General features: G+C 71.1%; 14 protein-coding genes. 5 read left to right on the top strand and 9 right to left on the bottom strand.

Translation table 11 applies throughout. The annotated features are described in order from the left end of the window. The first annotated feature begins 42 nt into the window (after nt 1–42). The gene (dapA, locus tag E5083_RS10555) at nt 43–948 is read left to right on the top strand and encodes a 4-hydroxy-tetrahydrodipicolinate synthase (RefSeq protein WP_135785394.1); all 906 of its coding nucleotides are present in this window, start codon (nt 43–45) and stop codon (nt 946–948) included. Next, on the top strand, nt 945–1,496 hold the full coding sequence (locus tag E5083_RS10550) for a GNAT family N-acetyltransferase (protein WP_135785393.1): 552 nt from the start codon (nt 945–947) through the stop codon (nt 1,494–1,496). Before dapA ends, E5083_RS10550 begins: the two co-directional genes overlap by 4 nt. A 7-nt stretch (nt 1,497–1,503) precedes the next feature. On the opposite strand, the gene E5083_RS10545 is transcribed toward E5083_RS10550, so the two are convergent. The 7 genes from E5083_RS10545 to E5083_RS10515 form a co-directional block, all read right to left on the bottom strand. Continuing rightward, nucleotides 1,504–2,676, bottom strand: coding sequence for a TerD family protein (locus E5083_RS10545; RefSeq protein WP_135785963.1), 1,173 nt, complete (start codon nt 2,674–2,676; stop codon nt 1,504–1,506). Nucleotides 2,677–2,771: 95 nt separating this feature from the next. Beyond that, on the bottom strand, nt 2,772–3,761 hold the full coding sequence (locus E5083_RS10540; protein ID WP_135785392.1) for a zinc-dependent alcohol dehydrogenase family protein: 990 nt from the start codon (nt 3,759–3,761) through the stop codon (nt 2,772–2,774). After that, nucleotides 3,758–4,603 (bottom strand): carbohydrate ABC transporter permease, encoded by an 846-nt coding sequence (locus E5083_RS10535; RefSeq protein WP_135785391.1) that lies wholly within the window; start codon nt 4,601–4,603, stop codon nt 3,758–3,760. The genes E5083_RS10540 and E5083_RS10535 overlap by 4 nt, the downstream gene beginning before the upstream one ends. Beyond that, nucleotides 4,600–5,535: a carbohydrate ABC transporter permease gene (locus E5083_RS10530; RefSeq protein WP_135785390.1), complete on the bottom strand. Its 936-nt coding sequence runs from the start codon at nt 5,533–5,535 to the stop codon at nt 4,600–4,602. Before E5083_RS10530 ends, E5083_RS10535 begins: the two co-directional genes overlap by 4 nt. After that, entirely contained in the window at nt 5,532–6,902 is a 1,371-nt protein-coding gene (locus E5083_RS10525) for an ABC transporter substrate-binding protein (RefSeq protein WP_135785389.1), read from the bottom strand. Before E5083_RS10525 ends, E5083_RS10530 begins: the two co-directional genes overlap by 4 nt. A 99-nt stretch (nt 6,903–7,001) precedes the next feature. Then, complete coding sequence (locus E5083_RS10520; RefSeq protein ID WP_037775373.1) at nt 7,002–7,772, bottom strand: DeoR/GlpR family DNA-binding transcription regulator; 771 nt, start codon at nt 7,770–7,772, stop codon at nt 7,002–7,004. Nucleotides 7,773–8,048: 276 nt separating this feature from the next. Then, the gene (locus E5083_RS10515) at nt 8,049–8,858 is read right to left on the bottom strand and encodes an NAD-dependent epimerase/dehydratase family protein (protein ID WP_135785388.1); all 810 of its coding nucleotides are present in this window, start codon (nt 8,856–8,858) and stop codon (nt 8,049–8,051) included. A 230-nt stretch (nt 8,859–9,088) separates the two neighbouring features. Here E5083_RS10515 and E5083_RS10510 point away from each other — a divergent pair, with 230 nt between their 5' ends. The 3 genes from E5083_RS10510 (at nt 9,089) to E5083_RS10500 (ending at nt 12,115) form a co-directional block, all read left to right on the top strand. Then, on the top strand, nt 9,089–10,240 hold the full coding sequence (locus E5083_RS10510; RefSeq protein WP_135785962.1) for a hypothetical protein: 1,152 nt from the start codon (nt 9,089–9,091) through the stop codon (nt 10,238–10,240). Between the two features lie 80 nt (nt 10,241–10,320). Next, entirely contained in the window at nt 10,321–10,908 is a 588-nt protein-coding gene (locus tag E5083_RS10505; protein ID WP_135785387.1) for a TIGR03086 family metal-binding protein, read from the top strand. 409 nt (nt 10,909–11,317) lie between these two features. Continuing rightward, on the top strand, nt 11,318–12,115 hold the full coding sequence (locus tag E5083_RS10500; protein ID WP_135785386.1) for an HAD family acid phosphatase: 798 nt from the start codon (nt 11,318–11,320) through the stop codon (nt 12,113–12,115). Nucleotides 12,116–12,148: 33 nt separating this feature from the next. Here the strand turns inward: E5083_RS10500 and E5083_RS10495 are convergent, their stop codons facing one another. Both E5083_RS10495 and E5083_RS10490 read right to left on the bottom strand, forming a co-directional pair. Then, entirely contained in the window at nt 12,149–13,606 is a 1,458-nt protein-coding gene (locus tag E5083_RS10495) for a peptidoglycan D,D-transpeptidase FtsI family protein (protein WP_135785385.1), read from the bottom strand. Between the two features lie 156 nt (nt 13,607–13,762). Then, a complete protein-coding gene (locus tag E5083_RS10490; RefSeq protein ID WP_135785384.1) occupies nt 13,763–14,536 on the bottom strand; it encodes an IclR family transcriptional regulator in 774 nt (257 codons plus the stop codon). Between the last annotated feature and the right edge of the window lie 71 nt (nt 14,537–14,607).

Below are 14,607 nucleotides of genomic sequence, written 5' to 3'. Positions count from 1 at the left end.
ATTTAAGTGGAGCTTCACGGTCGTGGTGCCGAGACTACGACCATGAGGCAACGGAACGCACCCTTCGGCCGCACGCTCTGCGCGATGGTCACCCCGTTCACGTCGGCCGGCACGCTCGACGTGGACGGGGCGGCCCGCCTGGCCACCCGTCTGGTGGCCGGCGGCTGCGACGGGCTGGTCCTGAACGGCACCACGGGCGAGTCGCCCACCACCACCGACGCGGAGAAGCGGGAGCTGATCGCGACGGTCCGCTCCGCGGTGGGCCCCGCCGTCCCCCTGGTCGCGGGCGTCGGCACGGCGGACACCCGGCACACCGTCGAACTCACCCTCGCCGCCGAGAAGGCGGGCGCCGACGCGGCCCTCGTCGTCACCCCGTACTACAGCCGCCCCCAACAGGCCGCCGTCGAGGCCCACTTCCGCCAGATCGCGGACGCGACCGGCCTCCCCCTGATCCTCTACGACATCCCCGGCCGCACCGGCACCCGCATCGCCCCGCCCACGATGATCCGCCTCGCGGAACACCCTCGCATCATCGCGGTCAAGGACTGCTCCTACGACTTCCTCGGCACGCAAAAGGTCCTGGCGGAAACGGAGTTGGCGTATTACGCGGGGTGCGACGAACACATCCTTCCGCTGTGCGCGGTGGGGGCGGCGGGCTGCGTGAGCACGATCGCCAACGTGGTGCCGGGGGAAGTGGCGGGAATCCTGACCGCGTTCGATGCGGGAGACACGGCGCTGGCCGCTGAACTCCAGTCCCGCCTCACCCCGTTGATCGAGGCGATGATGGCCTCGGACTTGCCGGGGACGGTGACGACGAAGGCGCTGCTCAACGCGTTGAACCTTCCGGCGGGCCCGGTACGAGCGCCGCTGCTCGCGGCGGACGCGGAGACCACGGCGAACCTTCTGGCTCTCTACGAAGCACTCGCCGCGATAGGTTGCCCGCCATGACCGGACTCGGAAGCGTCGCCTGGCCGCCCGCCCCGATACGGACCGAGCGGCTCGTGCTGCGGGAGTCCGAGGGGCGCGACCGTCCCGCCTTCATCGAGTTGTTCACGTCGCCCGAGGTCGGCACCTACATCGGCGGCGCCCGTCCGCGTGCGGAGGTGGAGCGCCTTGCCCCCGAGGTGCCGGCGCGGCGGTCGGGCAGCTTCGTGGCCGAGCGGGACGGGACGATGATCGGCACGGTGACGCTGGTCCGGCGCGCTGTGGAGCAGCCGGAGCGCGTGCGTCCCGAGGGCGGGGAGGTCGAGCTCGGCTACATGTTCCTGCCCGAGGCATGGGGGAGCGGGTACGCGGCCGAGGCGTGCGAAGCCGCACTGGAGTGGCTGGCCGGTGTACTGCCCGGTGAGCCCGTGGTCCTCACCACACAGAGCGGCAACGCCCGGTCGCTGCGCCTCGCGGAGAAGCTCGGGTTCACCGAGGTGCGGCGGTTCGAGGCGTACGGCGCCGAGCAGTGGTTCGGGGCCCGGTGGACGGGCCCCGGCCGCGCGTCCTAGACCTCTGTCACAGAGCCGCGCCCCCCGGCTTCACCATGTTCCGGACCGTGCGGGCCTTTACGAAGTCGCCGAGGGCGGTCATGTCCCATTCGCCGGAGTACTGGCGGATCAATTTCGCCATCAGGACCCCCGTCTGGGGCTCCGCCGAGGTCAGGTCGAAGCGGACCAGTTCTTCGCCGGAGGTGGGGTCGATGAGGCGGCAGTACGCCTTGGCGACCTCGGTGAACTTCTGGCCGGAGAAGGAGTTGACGGTGAAGACGAGGCCGGTGACCTCCGGGGGGATGCGGCCGAGGTCGACCGTGATGACCTCGTCGTCTCCGCCGCCCTCGCCGGTGAGGTTGTCGCCGGAGTGCTTGATGGCGCCGTTGAGGATGGACAGCTTGCCGAAGTAGCAACTGTCCACGGCGTTGCGCTGGGGGCCGTAGGCGATGACCGAGGCGTCGAGGTCGATGTCCTTGCCGCGGTAGGCGGGCTCCCAGCCGAGGCCCATCTGGACGCGGGAGAGGAGGGGGGCGCCGCCCTTGACCAGGGACACCGTCTGGTTCTTCTGTAGGCTCACCCGGCCCTTGTCGAGGTTGATCTTGCCCGCGCCCGGTGCCGGAGCCGGGGGTGCCTGGGGTGCGGGGGGCGTCTGGGGGACCGGGGGCGCGGCCACGGGCTGCTGCGGTGCCGGCGCCGGCTGGGCCGGTTCCTCCACCGTCACTCCGAAGTCCGTCGCGATCCCCGCCAGCCCGTTCGCGTACCCCTGGCCCACCGCGCGGGCCTTCCACTGGCCGTTGCGCCGGTAGATCTCCACGACCACCAGGGCCGTCTCGGCGCCGAGGCCGGGCGGGGTGAAGGAGGCGACGACCGCGCCGCCGTCCGCGTCCCGGATCGTGGCCGTCGGCTCGATGCCCTGGAAGGTCTGGCCGGCCGCGTCCGGGCTCGCGGTGACGACGATCTTCTCGATGTCCGGCGGCACGGCGCCGGTGTCGACCGTGATCGAGTCCGGCGCGGACCCGCCGCCCGAGCGGTAGGTCACACCGGGCCCGGCCGGCTGGTTGTAGAAGATGAAGTCGTCGTCGGAGCGCACCTTGCCGTCGGCGGTGAGCAGCAGGCCCGACACGTCGAGCCGCACCGGTGCGGCCACGTCCACCGTCACACGGGCGGCCGGAAGCGGGACGTTGGAGCCAGGGGTCATAGCGGTCATGCCGGGTGAACGAACGAGCCCACTTTGCCGTTCCCTTACCCGGCGCCGAGACCCCCGTTCGGGTCAGGGCGCCGGGAAGGCACGGCTCAGGGAGTCACGACGATCTTGCGGCCGACGCCCGCCGCGAACTGCTCCAGCGCCTGCGGGTAGTTCTCCAGGGCGATCCGGTCGCTGATGAACACGTCCGGGTTCAGCACGCCGCCCGCGAACAGCTCCGCCGCCCGCTCGTAGCTGTGCAGCACCGCCATGGAGCCGGTGATGGTGATCTCCTGGTTGTAGATGCGGTACGGGTCGATCGTCACCCGCGTCGCGTAGTCGGCCACGCCGAACTGGAGATATGTACCCGCCTTCGCCACCCGGCCCAGGCCGTCCTGGATCGCCGCCGCGTTGCCGGTCGCGTCGATCACGATCTCCCAGCCCTGCGGCCGGTCCAGCTCGTCGGCGTTGGCCGCCGAACCGGAGACACCGAGCAGCTTGGCCGTCTCCAGCCGGGCCGGGTTGATGTCGACCATGTCCACGCTCGCCGCGCCCGTGCGCTTGGCCAGCTCCAGCATCATCAGGCCCATGGTGCCGGAGCCGTAGATCAGGACATGGGCGCCGAGGCGGGAGTTGAGGATGTCGTAGCCGCGCACCGCGCAGGACAGCGGCTCGATGAGGGCCGCGTCCTGGGGGCGTACGTGCTCGGGGAGCTTCACGCAGTTGGCCACGGGCGCGACCGCGTACTGGGCGGCACCTCCGGCCGTGGTCACACCGATCGCGGCCCAGCGCTCGCACATGTTGTTGTGGCCGTCGCGGCAGAAGCGGCACTCGTAGCAGTACAGGGACGGGTCCACCGCGACCTGGTCGCCGACCGCGACCTCGGTGACCTGGCTGCCGATCCCGACCACCTGGCCCGCGAACTCGTGTCCCGGCACGATCGGCAGCTTGGGCGCGAACTCGCCCTGCAGGATGTGCAGATCGGTGCCGCAGATCCCGCACGCGGCGACCTCCACGACCACGTCGCGCGGACCCGGTGTCGGGTCGGGGACCTCGGTGACGACGGCGCGGCCCACGGACTCGATGACGGCGGCCTTCATTTCACGGCTCCCAACGACAGGCCCTGGACCAGCTTGTCCTGGGCGGCGAACCCCGCGGCGAGTACCGGCAGGGAGACGACGAGCGACGCGGCGCACACCTTGGCCAGGAACAGGCCCTGGCTGGTGATGAAGCCGGTCAGGAAGACGGGCGCGGTCTCCGCGACCACCCCGGTCAGCACCCGGGCGAACAGCAGCTCGTTCCAACTGAAGATGAAGCAGATCAGCGAGGTCGCCGCGATGCCGGGCAGCGCGATCGGCGCGACCACGCGGGCCAGGATCACCGGCAGCGGCGCCCCGTCCACCCGCGCCGCCTCGATGACGGCGACCGGCACCTCGGCGAGGAAGGACTGCATCATCCACACCGCGATCGGCAGGTTCATCGAGGTGTAGAGGATGACCAGCAGCCAGATGTTGTCCAGCATCCCGGCGTTCTTCGCGAACAGGTACAGCGGCAGCAGACCCGCCACGGCCGGGAGCATCTTGGTGGACAGGAAGAAGAACAGGACGTCGGTCCACTTCTTCACCGGCCGGATGGACAGCGCGTACGCCGCCGGGAGGGCCAGCACCAGCACGAACAGGGTGGAGGCCAGCGAGGCCACCGTGGAGTTGATCAGCGCGGGCCAGGGGCTGGCGCCGCCGGCCGCGCCGAAGAACTCGCGGTAGCCGTCCAGGGTGAGCGGGGCGGCGAAGGACGGCGGGTTGGTCGCCGCGTCCGCCTCGGAGTGGAACGAGGTCAGCACCATCCAGGCGATGGGCAGGAAGAAGACGATGCCGGCCAGCCAGGCCACCAGGCCCAGACTGCGCCCGGTGCGCCGCGTAGGAGTGGCGGTGGTGGAGCTCATCGGGACACCTCCTCGCGGAACAGGGACGACACCACGCGCAGCGCGAAGGTGGCGATGATGATGGAGCCGATGACGACCAGGACACCCGCCGCCGAGGCGAGGCCGTTCTCATGGGCCTGGTAGAAGCTCTGGTAGACGGTGTACGGCAGGTTCGCGGTGCCGAGGCCGCCGGAGGTGAGCGTGAACACCGCGTCGAAGTTCTGCACGATGTAGATGGAACCCAGCAGGGCGCCCAGTTCCAGGTAGCGGCGCAGGTGCGGGAGGGTGAGGTGGCGGAAGATCTGCCAGTCGCTCGCCCCGTCCACCCGGGCGGCCTCGATCTGCTGCTGGTCCCGGCTCTGCAGTCCGGCCAGCAGGATCAGCATCATGAACGGCGTCCACTGCCACACCAGCGAAGCCTCCACCGCGAGCAGCGGGGTATGGGAGACCCAGTCCGGCTGTGGGCCGCCCACATAGTGCAGCAACCCATTGAGAAGACCGTACTCCGGGTTGTAGAGCACATGCTTCCAGAGCAGGGCGGCGGCCACCGGGACCACCAGGAACGGGGCGATCAGCAGGGTGCGGACCACACCCCGGCCCTTGAACTTCCGGTCCAGCAGCAGCGCGAGCGCCAGTCCGAGCACCAGGCTGGCGATCACCACGGAGGCGGTGAGCAGCACGGTCACCCACACCGAGTGGCGCAGGTCGGCGTCGGTGAGCACCTGCTGGTAGTTGTCGAACCAGGTGAAGCGGCGGGCCTTGGGGTAGAGCGCGTTCCAGTCGAAGAACGAGATCACCAGTGTGGCCACGAACGGCAACTGGGTCACGACGATCATGAAGACCAGGGCGGGCAGGAGCGGGGCGCGGGTGGCCCAGGCCCGCAGCCGGGCCGGGGGGCGCCGGAGGGCGGGGGCGGAGTCGGCCGCGAGCGGGGCCGTTGTCGTCGCTGTCATCGTCCCTCGTACTCCTTGGAGATCTGCTCGGCGAGCTGCTGGGACTTGCGCAGGGCCGAATCGACCGACTGGCGGCCGGCGATGGCCGCGCTGATCTGCTGGGACACCTTGGTGCCGAGGTCGGTGAACTCGGGGATGCCCACGAACTGGATGCCGGGCGCGGGGCGCGGCTGCACGCCGGGGTCGGTGGGCCGGGCGTTCTCGATGGCCTCCTTGGTCATCTCCTGGAAGGAGGCGGCCTCCTCGCGGTACTCCGGGTTGGAGTAGGTGGAGGCGCGCTTGCCCGCCGGGGCGTTGGCCCAGCCGCTGGTGTCGCCGACCAGTTGCTCGTACTCCTTGCTGGAGGCCCAGGAGACGAACTTCCACGCCTTGTCGGGGTTGCGCGAGGCGTGCTGGATGCCCCAGGCCCAGGTGTAGAGCCAGCCGGAGGACTTGGTCTTCTCCACCGGCGCGGGGACGTAGCCGAGCTTGCCCTTGACCGGGGAGCCCTTGCCCTCCAGGAGTCCGGCCGCGGAGGTGGCGTCGTACCACATGGCGGTCTTGCCCTGGGTCATGTTGTTCAGGCACTCCGCGAAGCCGGACTGGGCGGCGCCGGACTCGCCGTGCTCGCGGACCAGGTCCACGTAGAAGTTGACGGCCTTCTTGAACTCGGGGGAGTCCAGGCGGGCCTTCCAGTCCTTGTCGAACCAGGTGCCGCCGAAGGTGTTCACCACCGTGGTCAGCGGGGCCATGACCTCGCCCCAGCCGGGCAGGCCGCGCAGACAGATGCCCTTCATGCCGGGCTTGGCGCCGTCCACCTTCGCGGCGAGGTCGGCCACCTGCTGCCAGGTCGGGTGCGCGGGCATCGTCAGGCCCTTGGCCGCGAAGACGTCCTTGCGGTACATCAGGAAGGACGACTCGCCGTAGAACGGCTGCCCGTACAGCTTGTTGTCGTCGCCGGTGAGCGACTGCCGCATGGGCTTGAGTACATCCTGCTCGTCGTACGCGTGGTCCTTCGCCACATAGCCGTCCATGTCGTGCAGCCAGCCGTTGCGGGCGTAGATCGGGATCTCGTAGTTGGACAGCGTGGCCACGTCGTACTGGCCGGCCTGGTTGGCGAAGTCCTGGCTGATCTTGTCGCGGACGTCGTTCTCGGGCAGCACGGTGAAGTTGACCTTGATGCCCGTCTCCTTGGTGAAGTGGGCGCGGGTCAGCTTCTGCAACTCGGTCATCTGCGGGTTGTTGACCATCAGTACGTTGATGGAATCGCCGCCGGAACCGGTCCCGCCCGCGCCGGCCCAGCAGCCGGAGAGAAGCGGGGCGAGCAGCGTCCCTGCGGCGGCCATGGCGAATGTGGTTCGCGGCCTCCGTCGGCTCGGGGTGCGCATGGATCGCTCCTGGATATATGGGGACAGAAGGGCATGGCCGCGGGTACGGGTGCCCTCGGGGGAGTGGTGGTGCGGAAAGCTGTGTGGTGCGGTGCTGTGTCAGACCCGGATGACCTGTGGTCCCAGGAGGGAGTAGCGGTGGGCCTCGGCCGCCGGGAGCTGGGTGCTCGTGACGATCGCGTCCACCGCGCCGACCTCCGCGAACCGGCAGAAGCTCACGGCCCCGAACTTGGTGTGCACCCCGGCGAAGACCGTGCGCCGGGCGGCCCGGATGGCCTGCGCCTTGACCTCGCTGACGGCGGGGTCGGGCGTGGTCAGACCGTGTTCGCGGGAGATGCCGTTGGCGCCGAGGTAGGCGAGGTCCACCACGAAGCCGGCCAGCATCTTGGTCGTCCAGTGGTCGACCGTGGCGAGCGTGCCCGCCCGGACCCGGCCGCCCAGCAGCAGGACCGACACGTTCTCGGCCTCCGCCAGGGCGCCCGCGACGGGCAGCGAGGCGGTCACCACGGTCAGCGCCCGGCCGGTGGGCAGGGCCTCGGCGATGAGCTGGGGGGTGAAGCCCTCGTCGACGAAGACCGTCTCCGCGTCCCCGAGCAGCTCGGCCGCGGCGGCCGCGATCCTGCGCTTCTCAGGTACGTGGCTGGTGGCGCGGAAGGCGAGCGTGGTCTCGAAGGCGGCGCTCTCCACCGGGTAGGCGCCGCCGTGGGTGCGGCGGACCAGCCCGTGGTCCTCCAGCGCGCGCAGGTCCCGCCGGATGGTCTCCTTGGCCACGCCCAGCTCGTCGGCGAGCGCGGTGACGTCGACGGAACCGGTGGCCCGCGCCGCGCGCACGATCTCGCGTTGGCGTTCCTCGGCCGTCCTGGTGTTCATGTCGTCACCCGCTCTCGTCATTGAGATGCCCGCTGGGATGCCCGTTCGGGCCCTGGGGGAAGTTCTACAGCGGACGCGCGGCGCTGACCAGGTCTGTTCCGTGCCCGATCCTGCCCGTGTGTGCCCGATCACATCCCGCCGCGCCCGCCTCGGACCTGCGCGGCAGCGGGGCCCGGGGTGGGAGCGGGCGCGGCGCGTGCCCGAACACGACCGCGGGCGGGCCCGTTTGGTGCCCGCCCGCGATCGTTTTCGGCCGTGGGGCCGTCGGTGCTGGGGTCAGTACGGCCAGATCGGCGGGTCGGTGAGGAAGTGGCCGCCGAGGCGGTCGTGGGCCGGGTTCGCGGGGTCCAGTTCGCCCTGCTCGGCGATGAGCTTGGCGGCGTACGGCTCGGAGTCGTCCTCCGGGGAGTAGCCGAGGGCGCGGGCGGAGGTGAGGTCCCACCACAGGCGGGTGTTGGCGGAGGAGCCGTAGACCACCGTGTGGCCCACGTCCTCGGCGGTCAGGGCCGCGTGGAAGAGGCGGGCCGCGTCGGCGGGGCTCAGCCAGATCGAGAGCATGCGGACACTGGTCGGCTCGGGGAAGCAGGAGCCGATGCGGACGGAGACGGTCTCGATGCCGTGCCGGTCCCGGTAGAGCTGGGCCAGGTCCTCGCCGAAGCATTTGGAGAGGCCGTAGAAGGTGTCCGGGCGGTGCGGGGTGTCCACCGGGATGCGGGGGTCCTCCGGCGCCGGGACGGGGGTGTCGCCGACCGCGTGGTTGGAGGAGGCGAAGACCACGCGGCGGACGCCCTCCAGCCGGGCCGCCTCGTAAAGGTGGTACGTGCCCTCGATGTTGGCCTTGAGGATCTTCTCGAACGGGGCCTCCAGGGAGATCCCGGCCAGGTGCAGCACCGCGTCCGTGCCGCGTACTGCCTCGCGCAGGGCGTCCAGGTCGGCGAGGTCGGCGGTGATGGCGTCCGGGGCGTCGGGGATCGGGCGGGCGTCCAGGAGGCGGAGGTCGTAGCCGTGGGCCGGGAGCAGGGAGCGCATCAGGGTGCCCAGGCCGCCTGCGGCGCCGGTGAGCAGGAGGGTGCGGGGGGCGGGCATCTCGGGGTCTCCTTGTGTGGTCCGGCCATATGGGGGGCGTTCACATACTTGGTGAAGTTAGAGAGGGGGTCGGGGTGGGTCAAGTGGGTTGAGGGATGTGGTCAACTGGCTGGTGGGCACGGGGTGCGCGTGTCCTTGACCGCTTCGGCGGAGGCTCGTAGCGTTCACGCATGCGGACGCCGGTCAGCCTGCTGCCCCGGTGGTGCGGTCGGGCCGCCGGAGGAGGACATGTGCGGGCGTCGGCGTTCGTCTACCCCTGGGACGTCAACGGGGACCCCGAGGCTCCGGGACGGATCGCCTCGCTGGGGGTCGCGCAGGTGACGCTGGCTGCCGCCTATCACTCCACTCGCGCGCTGACTCCGCGCCATCCCCGGCACCGGATCGTCACGGCGGAGTACGCGGCTGTGCTGTATCCCCCCGGCGGGTTCTGGTCCGACCGTGACCTCCGGCCCCACCCGGCCGGCGACTGGGCTCCCGGTGACGCCTTCGGTGAGGCGGCCTCCGCGCTCGCCTCCGCCGGTCTGGAGGTGCACAGTTGGGTCGTCCTGGCGCACAACTCCCGGCTGGGCGCGGAGCATCCGGAGACCTCCGTCGTCAACGCCTACGGTGACCGCTACCCCTGGGCGCCCTGCATCGCCCAGCCTCGCGTCCGTGCCTACCTCACCGCCCTGGCCGCCGAGGCTGCCGTCCGCCCCGGCGCCACCGGCACCGAACTGGAGTCCCTCGGCTGGTACGGCCTCGCGCATCTGCACGCCCACGACAAGACGGGCGGGGTGCGGCTGGGGGAGGCAGGGCAGTACTTGATGTCCCTGTGCTTCTGCCCGGCCTGCGGGGAGGGGTACGGCGTGGACGCGGGGGAGTTGGCCGCCGGTGTCCGGGCCGCGCTGGAGCCGGTGTGGCGGGGGGCCGAGGACGGGGGCTGGGAGTGTGTGGAGCGGGGGCTCGGAGTGGAGACGGCTGCGGCTACGCGGGCGTGGCGCGAGTCAGTGGCCCGTAGGCTCCAGGAGGAGGCGGTCAGGGCGGTACGCGGGGCTGCGCCCGAGGGCTTCCGGGTCCTGCTGCACGCCGACCCCGTGTCCTACCACTGCGGCGCGAACGCGGGGGTGGACCCGGCGCACATACTCTCGCGGGCGGATGGTGTGGTCGTCCCCTGTGTGGACGGCGTACACCGTCTGGCGCCCTTCGCCGAGCACGCGGGGGAGCGGACGGTTCTGGCGGCCAACCTGACGGTGGTCTCGGGCATGGGCGGAAACCCTGCGAACCTGGCGGCCGACGCGGCGCGTGCGCGGGCCGAGGGGGCGAATGAGCTGCGGCTCTATCACGCCGGCCTGGCCTCGGACGCGGACTTGGCGGCGGCACGGGAGGGGCTCGCGGGGGTGTGAGCGGGCCGGGCGCCGATGAGTTCCGGATGGCCGGCCGGTCCCCCCTTCGTACGCCCGGTGCGCACCGCGAGGAGACCGACATGACCGACTCACCCCTGGACCTCGGCCCGCAGGCCCGGATCGTGGCACGGCTGGCCGAGGCCGTGACCGATGAGCAGCTCGCGGCGCCGACACCGTGCCCGGACACCCCCGTACGGCACCTCCTCGGGCACCTGCTCCACCTGTCCATCGCCTTCCGCGACGCCGCCCGCAAGGACCTCGGCGCCACGACCGGCACCAACCCCAACGCCACCGTCCCCGACCTGCCCCCCAGTTGGCGCGAGGACCTCCCCAAGGCACTGGACGAACTCGCCGACGCCTGGCGCGACCCCACCGCCTGGACAGGCCAGACCCGCGCCGGGGGAGTGGACCTCCCCGGCGAGATCGCGGGAGCCGTGGCCGCCGACGAGCTGGTCATCCACGCCTGGGACCTGGCCCGCGCCCTGGACCTCGACTACACCCCCGACCTCCCGGCCCTGGCCTCCGCCTACAGCTTCCTCCTGGCCGCCGCCGAAGACCCCAACCGAGGCAACGGCCTCTTCGGCCCGGTGATCGAGGTCCCCCCGGAGGCCCCCCTCCTGGACCGAGCGGTGGGCCTGAGCGGCCGCGACCCGGAGTGGCGGGCGTAGTTGGGGCGGAGTTAGATAACGGGCCACGCCTTCTCCTAGTTGCCAGCGGCGCCGTACGGGCGCCTGACCTGGGCTCGCTCGGCCTCATCCGGTGCGGCGGCCGTGGCCCGTTATCTATGACCATCGAAGCGGAGTGGCCCGTTATCTAAACGATCATGGGGGCCCAGCCGTCGTGCGCCCCGCCCCCGAGGGCCCGGCGCCGATTCGAGCGGCGCCCTCAAGGACTCCCCGCGTCCCCGGGCCCACCCGCCTCGCCTGCGAGGGCCTTGTTCGGGTTGCGCCCGCAAGGACTCCCCGCGCTCCAGAGCCCGCCCGCCGAGCCCTCCCGCCAAGCCCCGCAGGGACTGGCTTGATCTCGATCCTGCAACACCCGTCGCGCGGCAGCGCTTACGCGCGTAGAACACCTGTCATGCATAAATCACTGCGGATCGCGGCCGCCACCGCCGCCTGTGCGCTTGCCGGGGGTGCGCTGTACGGCGCCGGGGCGGCCACCGCCGGGCAGTCGACGGCGAACTCCACGCATGAGCCGTACAACATCGGGCTCCTGGTGAAGGACATCGACACCTACTACGGCACCACCGCCGACAGCGCGGGCAAGTACCAGGCGTCGCCCACCAGCCCGTACGCCAAGGACCTGGCGCGGATCGACGCCGACGCCAAGCGGTACATCGACAAGGCGGCCCGCAAGGCCCATCACCGGGGCGAGAAGCCGGCCGTGGTGTTCGACATCGACGACACCCTGCTGCTGAGCCTCGACTACGAGAAGCGCTACAACTACACGTACGACTCCGCCACCTGGAACGACTACGTGAACCGCGCCGACCGTCCCGAGGTGTTCGGCAGCCCGGAGCTGGTGCGGTACGCCACCTCCAAGGGTGTCGCGGTGTTCTACAACTCCGGCCTGAGCGAGTCCCAGCGCCCCGGCGCGGTGGAGAACCTGAAGAAGGTCGGCGCCGACGTCAACCTGGACGCCGGCCACATGTTCCTCAAGGACAAGGCCAACCCGCCCGCGTACCTGTCCGGTTGCGCCACGCCGGGCACCTGGACCTGCACCACCGTCCAGTACAAGGCCGGCACCCGCAAGCACATCGAGAAGGACCTCGGGTACGAGATCATCGCCAACTTCGGCGACCAGTACTCCGACCTGGACGGCGGCTACGCCGACCGCACGTACAAGCTGCCCAACCCGACGTACTTCGTCTCCTGACGGAGCCCGCCGACCCCGATGACCCGGCGGCGCTCAGCTCGCCTTGAGCGCCGCCGCCATCATCGCGCGGGCCACCGGAGCCGCGAGCCCGTTGCCGCTGACCTCCGAGCGGGCCGCGCCGGACTGCTCGACCATCACCGCCACGGCGACCTCCTGGCCCGTGCTGTCCGACTTGCCGTACGCGGTGAACCAGGCGTACGGCGTCTCGCTGTTGTTGGGGCCGTGCTGAGCGGTGCCGGTCTTGCCGCCGACCGTGACCCCGTCGATGAGCGCGTTCCGTCCGGTGCCGTCCCGGACCACCGTCTGCATCGCGGACTGGAGCTGCTCGGCGGTACGTGCGCTGACGATCCGCTTGCGGTCCGCGTCCCCGAAGTCCTGCAACACATCGCCGTCGCCCGTGGTGAGCTGAGACACCATATGGGGCGCCACCAGCTCCCCGCCGTTCGCTATGGCGGAGGACACCATGGCCATCTGGAGCGGGGTGGCGGTGACGTCGTACTGCCCGATGCCCGACAACGCGGTGAGCGCCTTGTCCATGTGGGCCGGATACACGCTCTGGTAGGCCCGCACCGGTACGTCCAGCTTGTCGTCGTCGAAGCCGAACTTCTCGGCCATGGCCCGCACCTTGTCCTGGCCGAGGTCGACGGCGAGCTTGCCGAAGACGTTGTTGCAGGAGTACTGCAGGGCCACCCGGATCGAGGCGTTCGCGCAGGGCGCGGCGGTGTTCTCGTTGGGCAGCTCGCGGGTGGTGCCCGGCGGGGTGTAGGGCACCGGGCTGTCGGTGGGCCGGTCCACGTCCGGGTACAGCCCGTCCTCCAGCGCGGCGGCGGCCACGACCAGCTTGAAGGTCGAGCCGGGCGGCAGCGGCTGCCGCATGGCCCGGTTGACCAGCGGCTTCTCCTTGTCGGTGGTGAGCTTCTGCCAGGCGGTCCCCGCCGTGTTCGCGGCGGTCAGCGCCGAGGGGTCGTAGGACGGCGTCGAGACCATGGCGAGGATCTTGCCGGTCTTCGGGTCGATCGCCACCGCCCCGCCCGTGTTGCCGCCCAGCGCCCGGGCACCGGCCTTCTGCACGGCCGGGTCGATCGTGGTGATCACGTCGCCCGGATCGGCCCGCCGCCCGGTGACCGTGTCCATGACGGTCTGCAGCCGGGTGTCCGTGCCGTTGAGCAGGTCGGCGTAGACACCTTCGAGCTGGGTGGGGGCGTACGCCTGCGAGGCGTAGCCGGTGACCGCCGCGTACAGCGAGCCGTCGGTGTACGTGCGCCGGTACGCGAGGTCGCTCCCGCTGACCCGGCCGGAACCGGTGACCGCCTTGCCGCCCACGACGATGTCGCCGAGCGGGCGGGAGTAGGTGCCGATGGCGTTCCGGCGATTGTCGGGGGAGTCCGCGAGGGCCTTGCCGTCGTAGAACTGCACCCAGGTCGCCCGGAGCAGCAGAGCGAGGACGAGGAGCAGGGAGAAGACGGCGGCGCGCCTGATCGTCTTGTTCATGGCGCAGGGGAAGACGACCGGGGCGACCGGTTCCGTTCCCTCCCGGACGCGGTTCTCATCGCATGTTCAGATTTTCAGTGCCCACCGTGCCGATGCCGTGTGCACGGCACCCCCTCAACGGCACCCCCTCAACGGCACCCCCTCAACGGCACTCGCTCACAGCCGCCGCGTCGCCAGCGTCAGCCGGTCCCGCGCGTCCAGCAGCGCGTCCTTGATCATCTGCTCGTGCGCCGGGGTCAGCCGGGCCACCGGGACCGAGCAGCTCACGGCGTCACGGGCCGGGGTGCGGTACGGCACGGCGACGCCGAAGCAGCGCAGGCCGAGGGTGTTCTCCTCACGGTCCACGGCGTACCCCTGCTCGCGGATGCGGTGCAGCTCGGCGATCAGCTCCTCCCGGTCGGTCACCGTGTGCTCGGTGAGCGCGGGGAGCTTCTCGGGCAGCAGCGCCCGTACCTGGTCGTCGGTGTGCGTGGCGAGCAGCGCCTTGCCCAGCGAGGTCGAGTGCGCGGGCAGCCGGCGGCCGACGCGGGTGAAGGGGCGCAGGTAGTGCTGGGACTGACGGGTGGCGAGGTAGACCACGTTGGTGCCGTCCAGCCGGGCCAGGTGGATGGTCTCCGTGGTGTCGTCCGCCAGCCGGTCCAGCGCGGGCCGGGCCGCCGCGACCACCTCGTCGCCGTCGATGTAGGAGGTGCCGACCAGCAGCGCCCGTACCCCGATGCCGTACCGGGTGCCGGTCGCGTCCGTCTCCACCCAGCCCAGCTCCACCAGCGTGCGCAGCAGCATGTACAGGCTGGACTTGGGATAGCCGACGGCCTCCTGCACGTCCGCCAGCGAGTGCATGCCGGGCCGCCCCGCGAAGTACTCCAGCAACTCCACCGTCCGCACCGCGGACTTGACCTGCGCCCCGCCGCCCGTCTCGGCTGCCGTCATCGCTTCTGGACCCTTCGCTCGGCCGTCGCCCCAAGGCCCCGGACCCCTGTTGAGTAAGCCCCTCCGGCCTA

The organism is Streptomyces bauhiniae (genome assembly GCF_004784475.1).
Classification (GTDB): domain Bacteria; phylum Actinomycetota; class Actinomycetes; order Streptomycetales; family Streptomycetaceae; genus Streptomyces; species Streptomyces seoulensis.
The sequence above is the reverse complement of the archived record's forward strand: the minus strand, read 5'-3'. Positions and strand labels throughout refer to the sequence as shown.

What these genes read in the sequence shown, in the direction of transcription:
- E5083_RS10520 (WP_037775373.1), bottom strand. Translation starts at nt 7,772, where the DNA reads ATGAACACCAGGACGGCCGAGGAACGCCAACGCGAGATCGTGCGCGCG.
- E5083_RS10545 (WP_135785963.1), bottom strand. Translation starts at nt 2,676, where the DNA reads ATGACCCCTGGCTCCAACGTCCCGCTTCCGGCCGCCCGTGTGACGGTG.
- E5083_RS10505 (WP_135785387.1), top strand. Translation starts at nt 10,321, where the DNA reads ATGACCGACTCACCCCTGGACCTCGGCCCGCAGGCCCGGATCGTGGCA.
- E5083_RS10550 (WP_135785393.1), top strand. Translation starts at nt 945, where the DNA reads ATGACCGGACTCGGAAGCGTCGCCTGGCCGCCCGCCCCGATACGGACC.
- E5083_RS10525 (WP_135785389.1), bottom strand. Translation starts at nt 6,902, where the DNA reads ATGCGCACCCCGAGCCGACGGAGGCCGCGAACCACATTCGCCATGGCC.
- E5083_RS10490 (WP_135785384.1), bottom strand. Translation starts at nt 14,536, where the DNA reads ATGACGGCAGCCGAGACGGGCGGCGGGGCGCAGGTCAAGTCCGCGGTG.
- E5083_RS10500 (WP_135785386.1), top strand. Translation starts at nt 11,318, where the DNA reads ATGCATAAATCACTGCGGATCGCGGCCGCCACCGCCGCCTGTGCGCTT.
- dapA (WP_135785394.1), top strand. Translation starts at nt 43, where the DNA reads ATGAGGCAACGGAACGCACCCTTCGGCCGCACGCTCTGCGCGATGGTC.
- E5083_RS10530 (WP_135785390.1), bottom strand. Translation starts at nt 5,535, where the DNA reads ATGACAGCGACGACAACGGCCCCGCTCGCGGCCGACTCCGCCCCCGCC.
- E5083_RS10540 (WP_135785392.1), bottom strand. Translation starts at nt 3,761, where the DNA reads ATGAAGGCCGCCGTCATCGAGTCCGTGGGCCGCGCCGTCGTCACCGAG.
- E5083_RS10535 (WP_135785391.1), bottom strand. Translation starts at nt 4,603, where the DNA reads ATGAGCTCCACCACCGCCACTCCTACGCGGCGCACCGGGCGCAGTCTG.
- E5083_RS10515 (WP_135785388.1), bottom strand. Translation starts at nt 8,858, where the DNA reads ATGCCCGCCCCCCGCACCCTCCTGCTCACCGGCGCCGCAGGCGGCCTG.
- E5083_RS10495 (WP_135785385.1), bottom strand. Translation starts at nt 13,606, where the DNA reads ATGAACAAGACGATCAGGCGCGCCGCCGTCTTCTCCCTGCTCCTCGTC.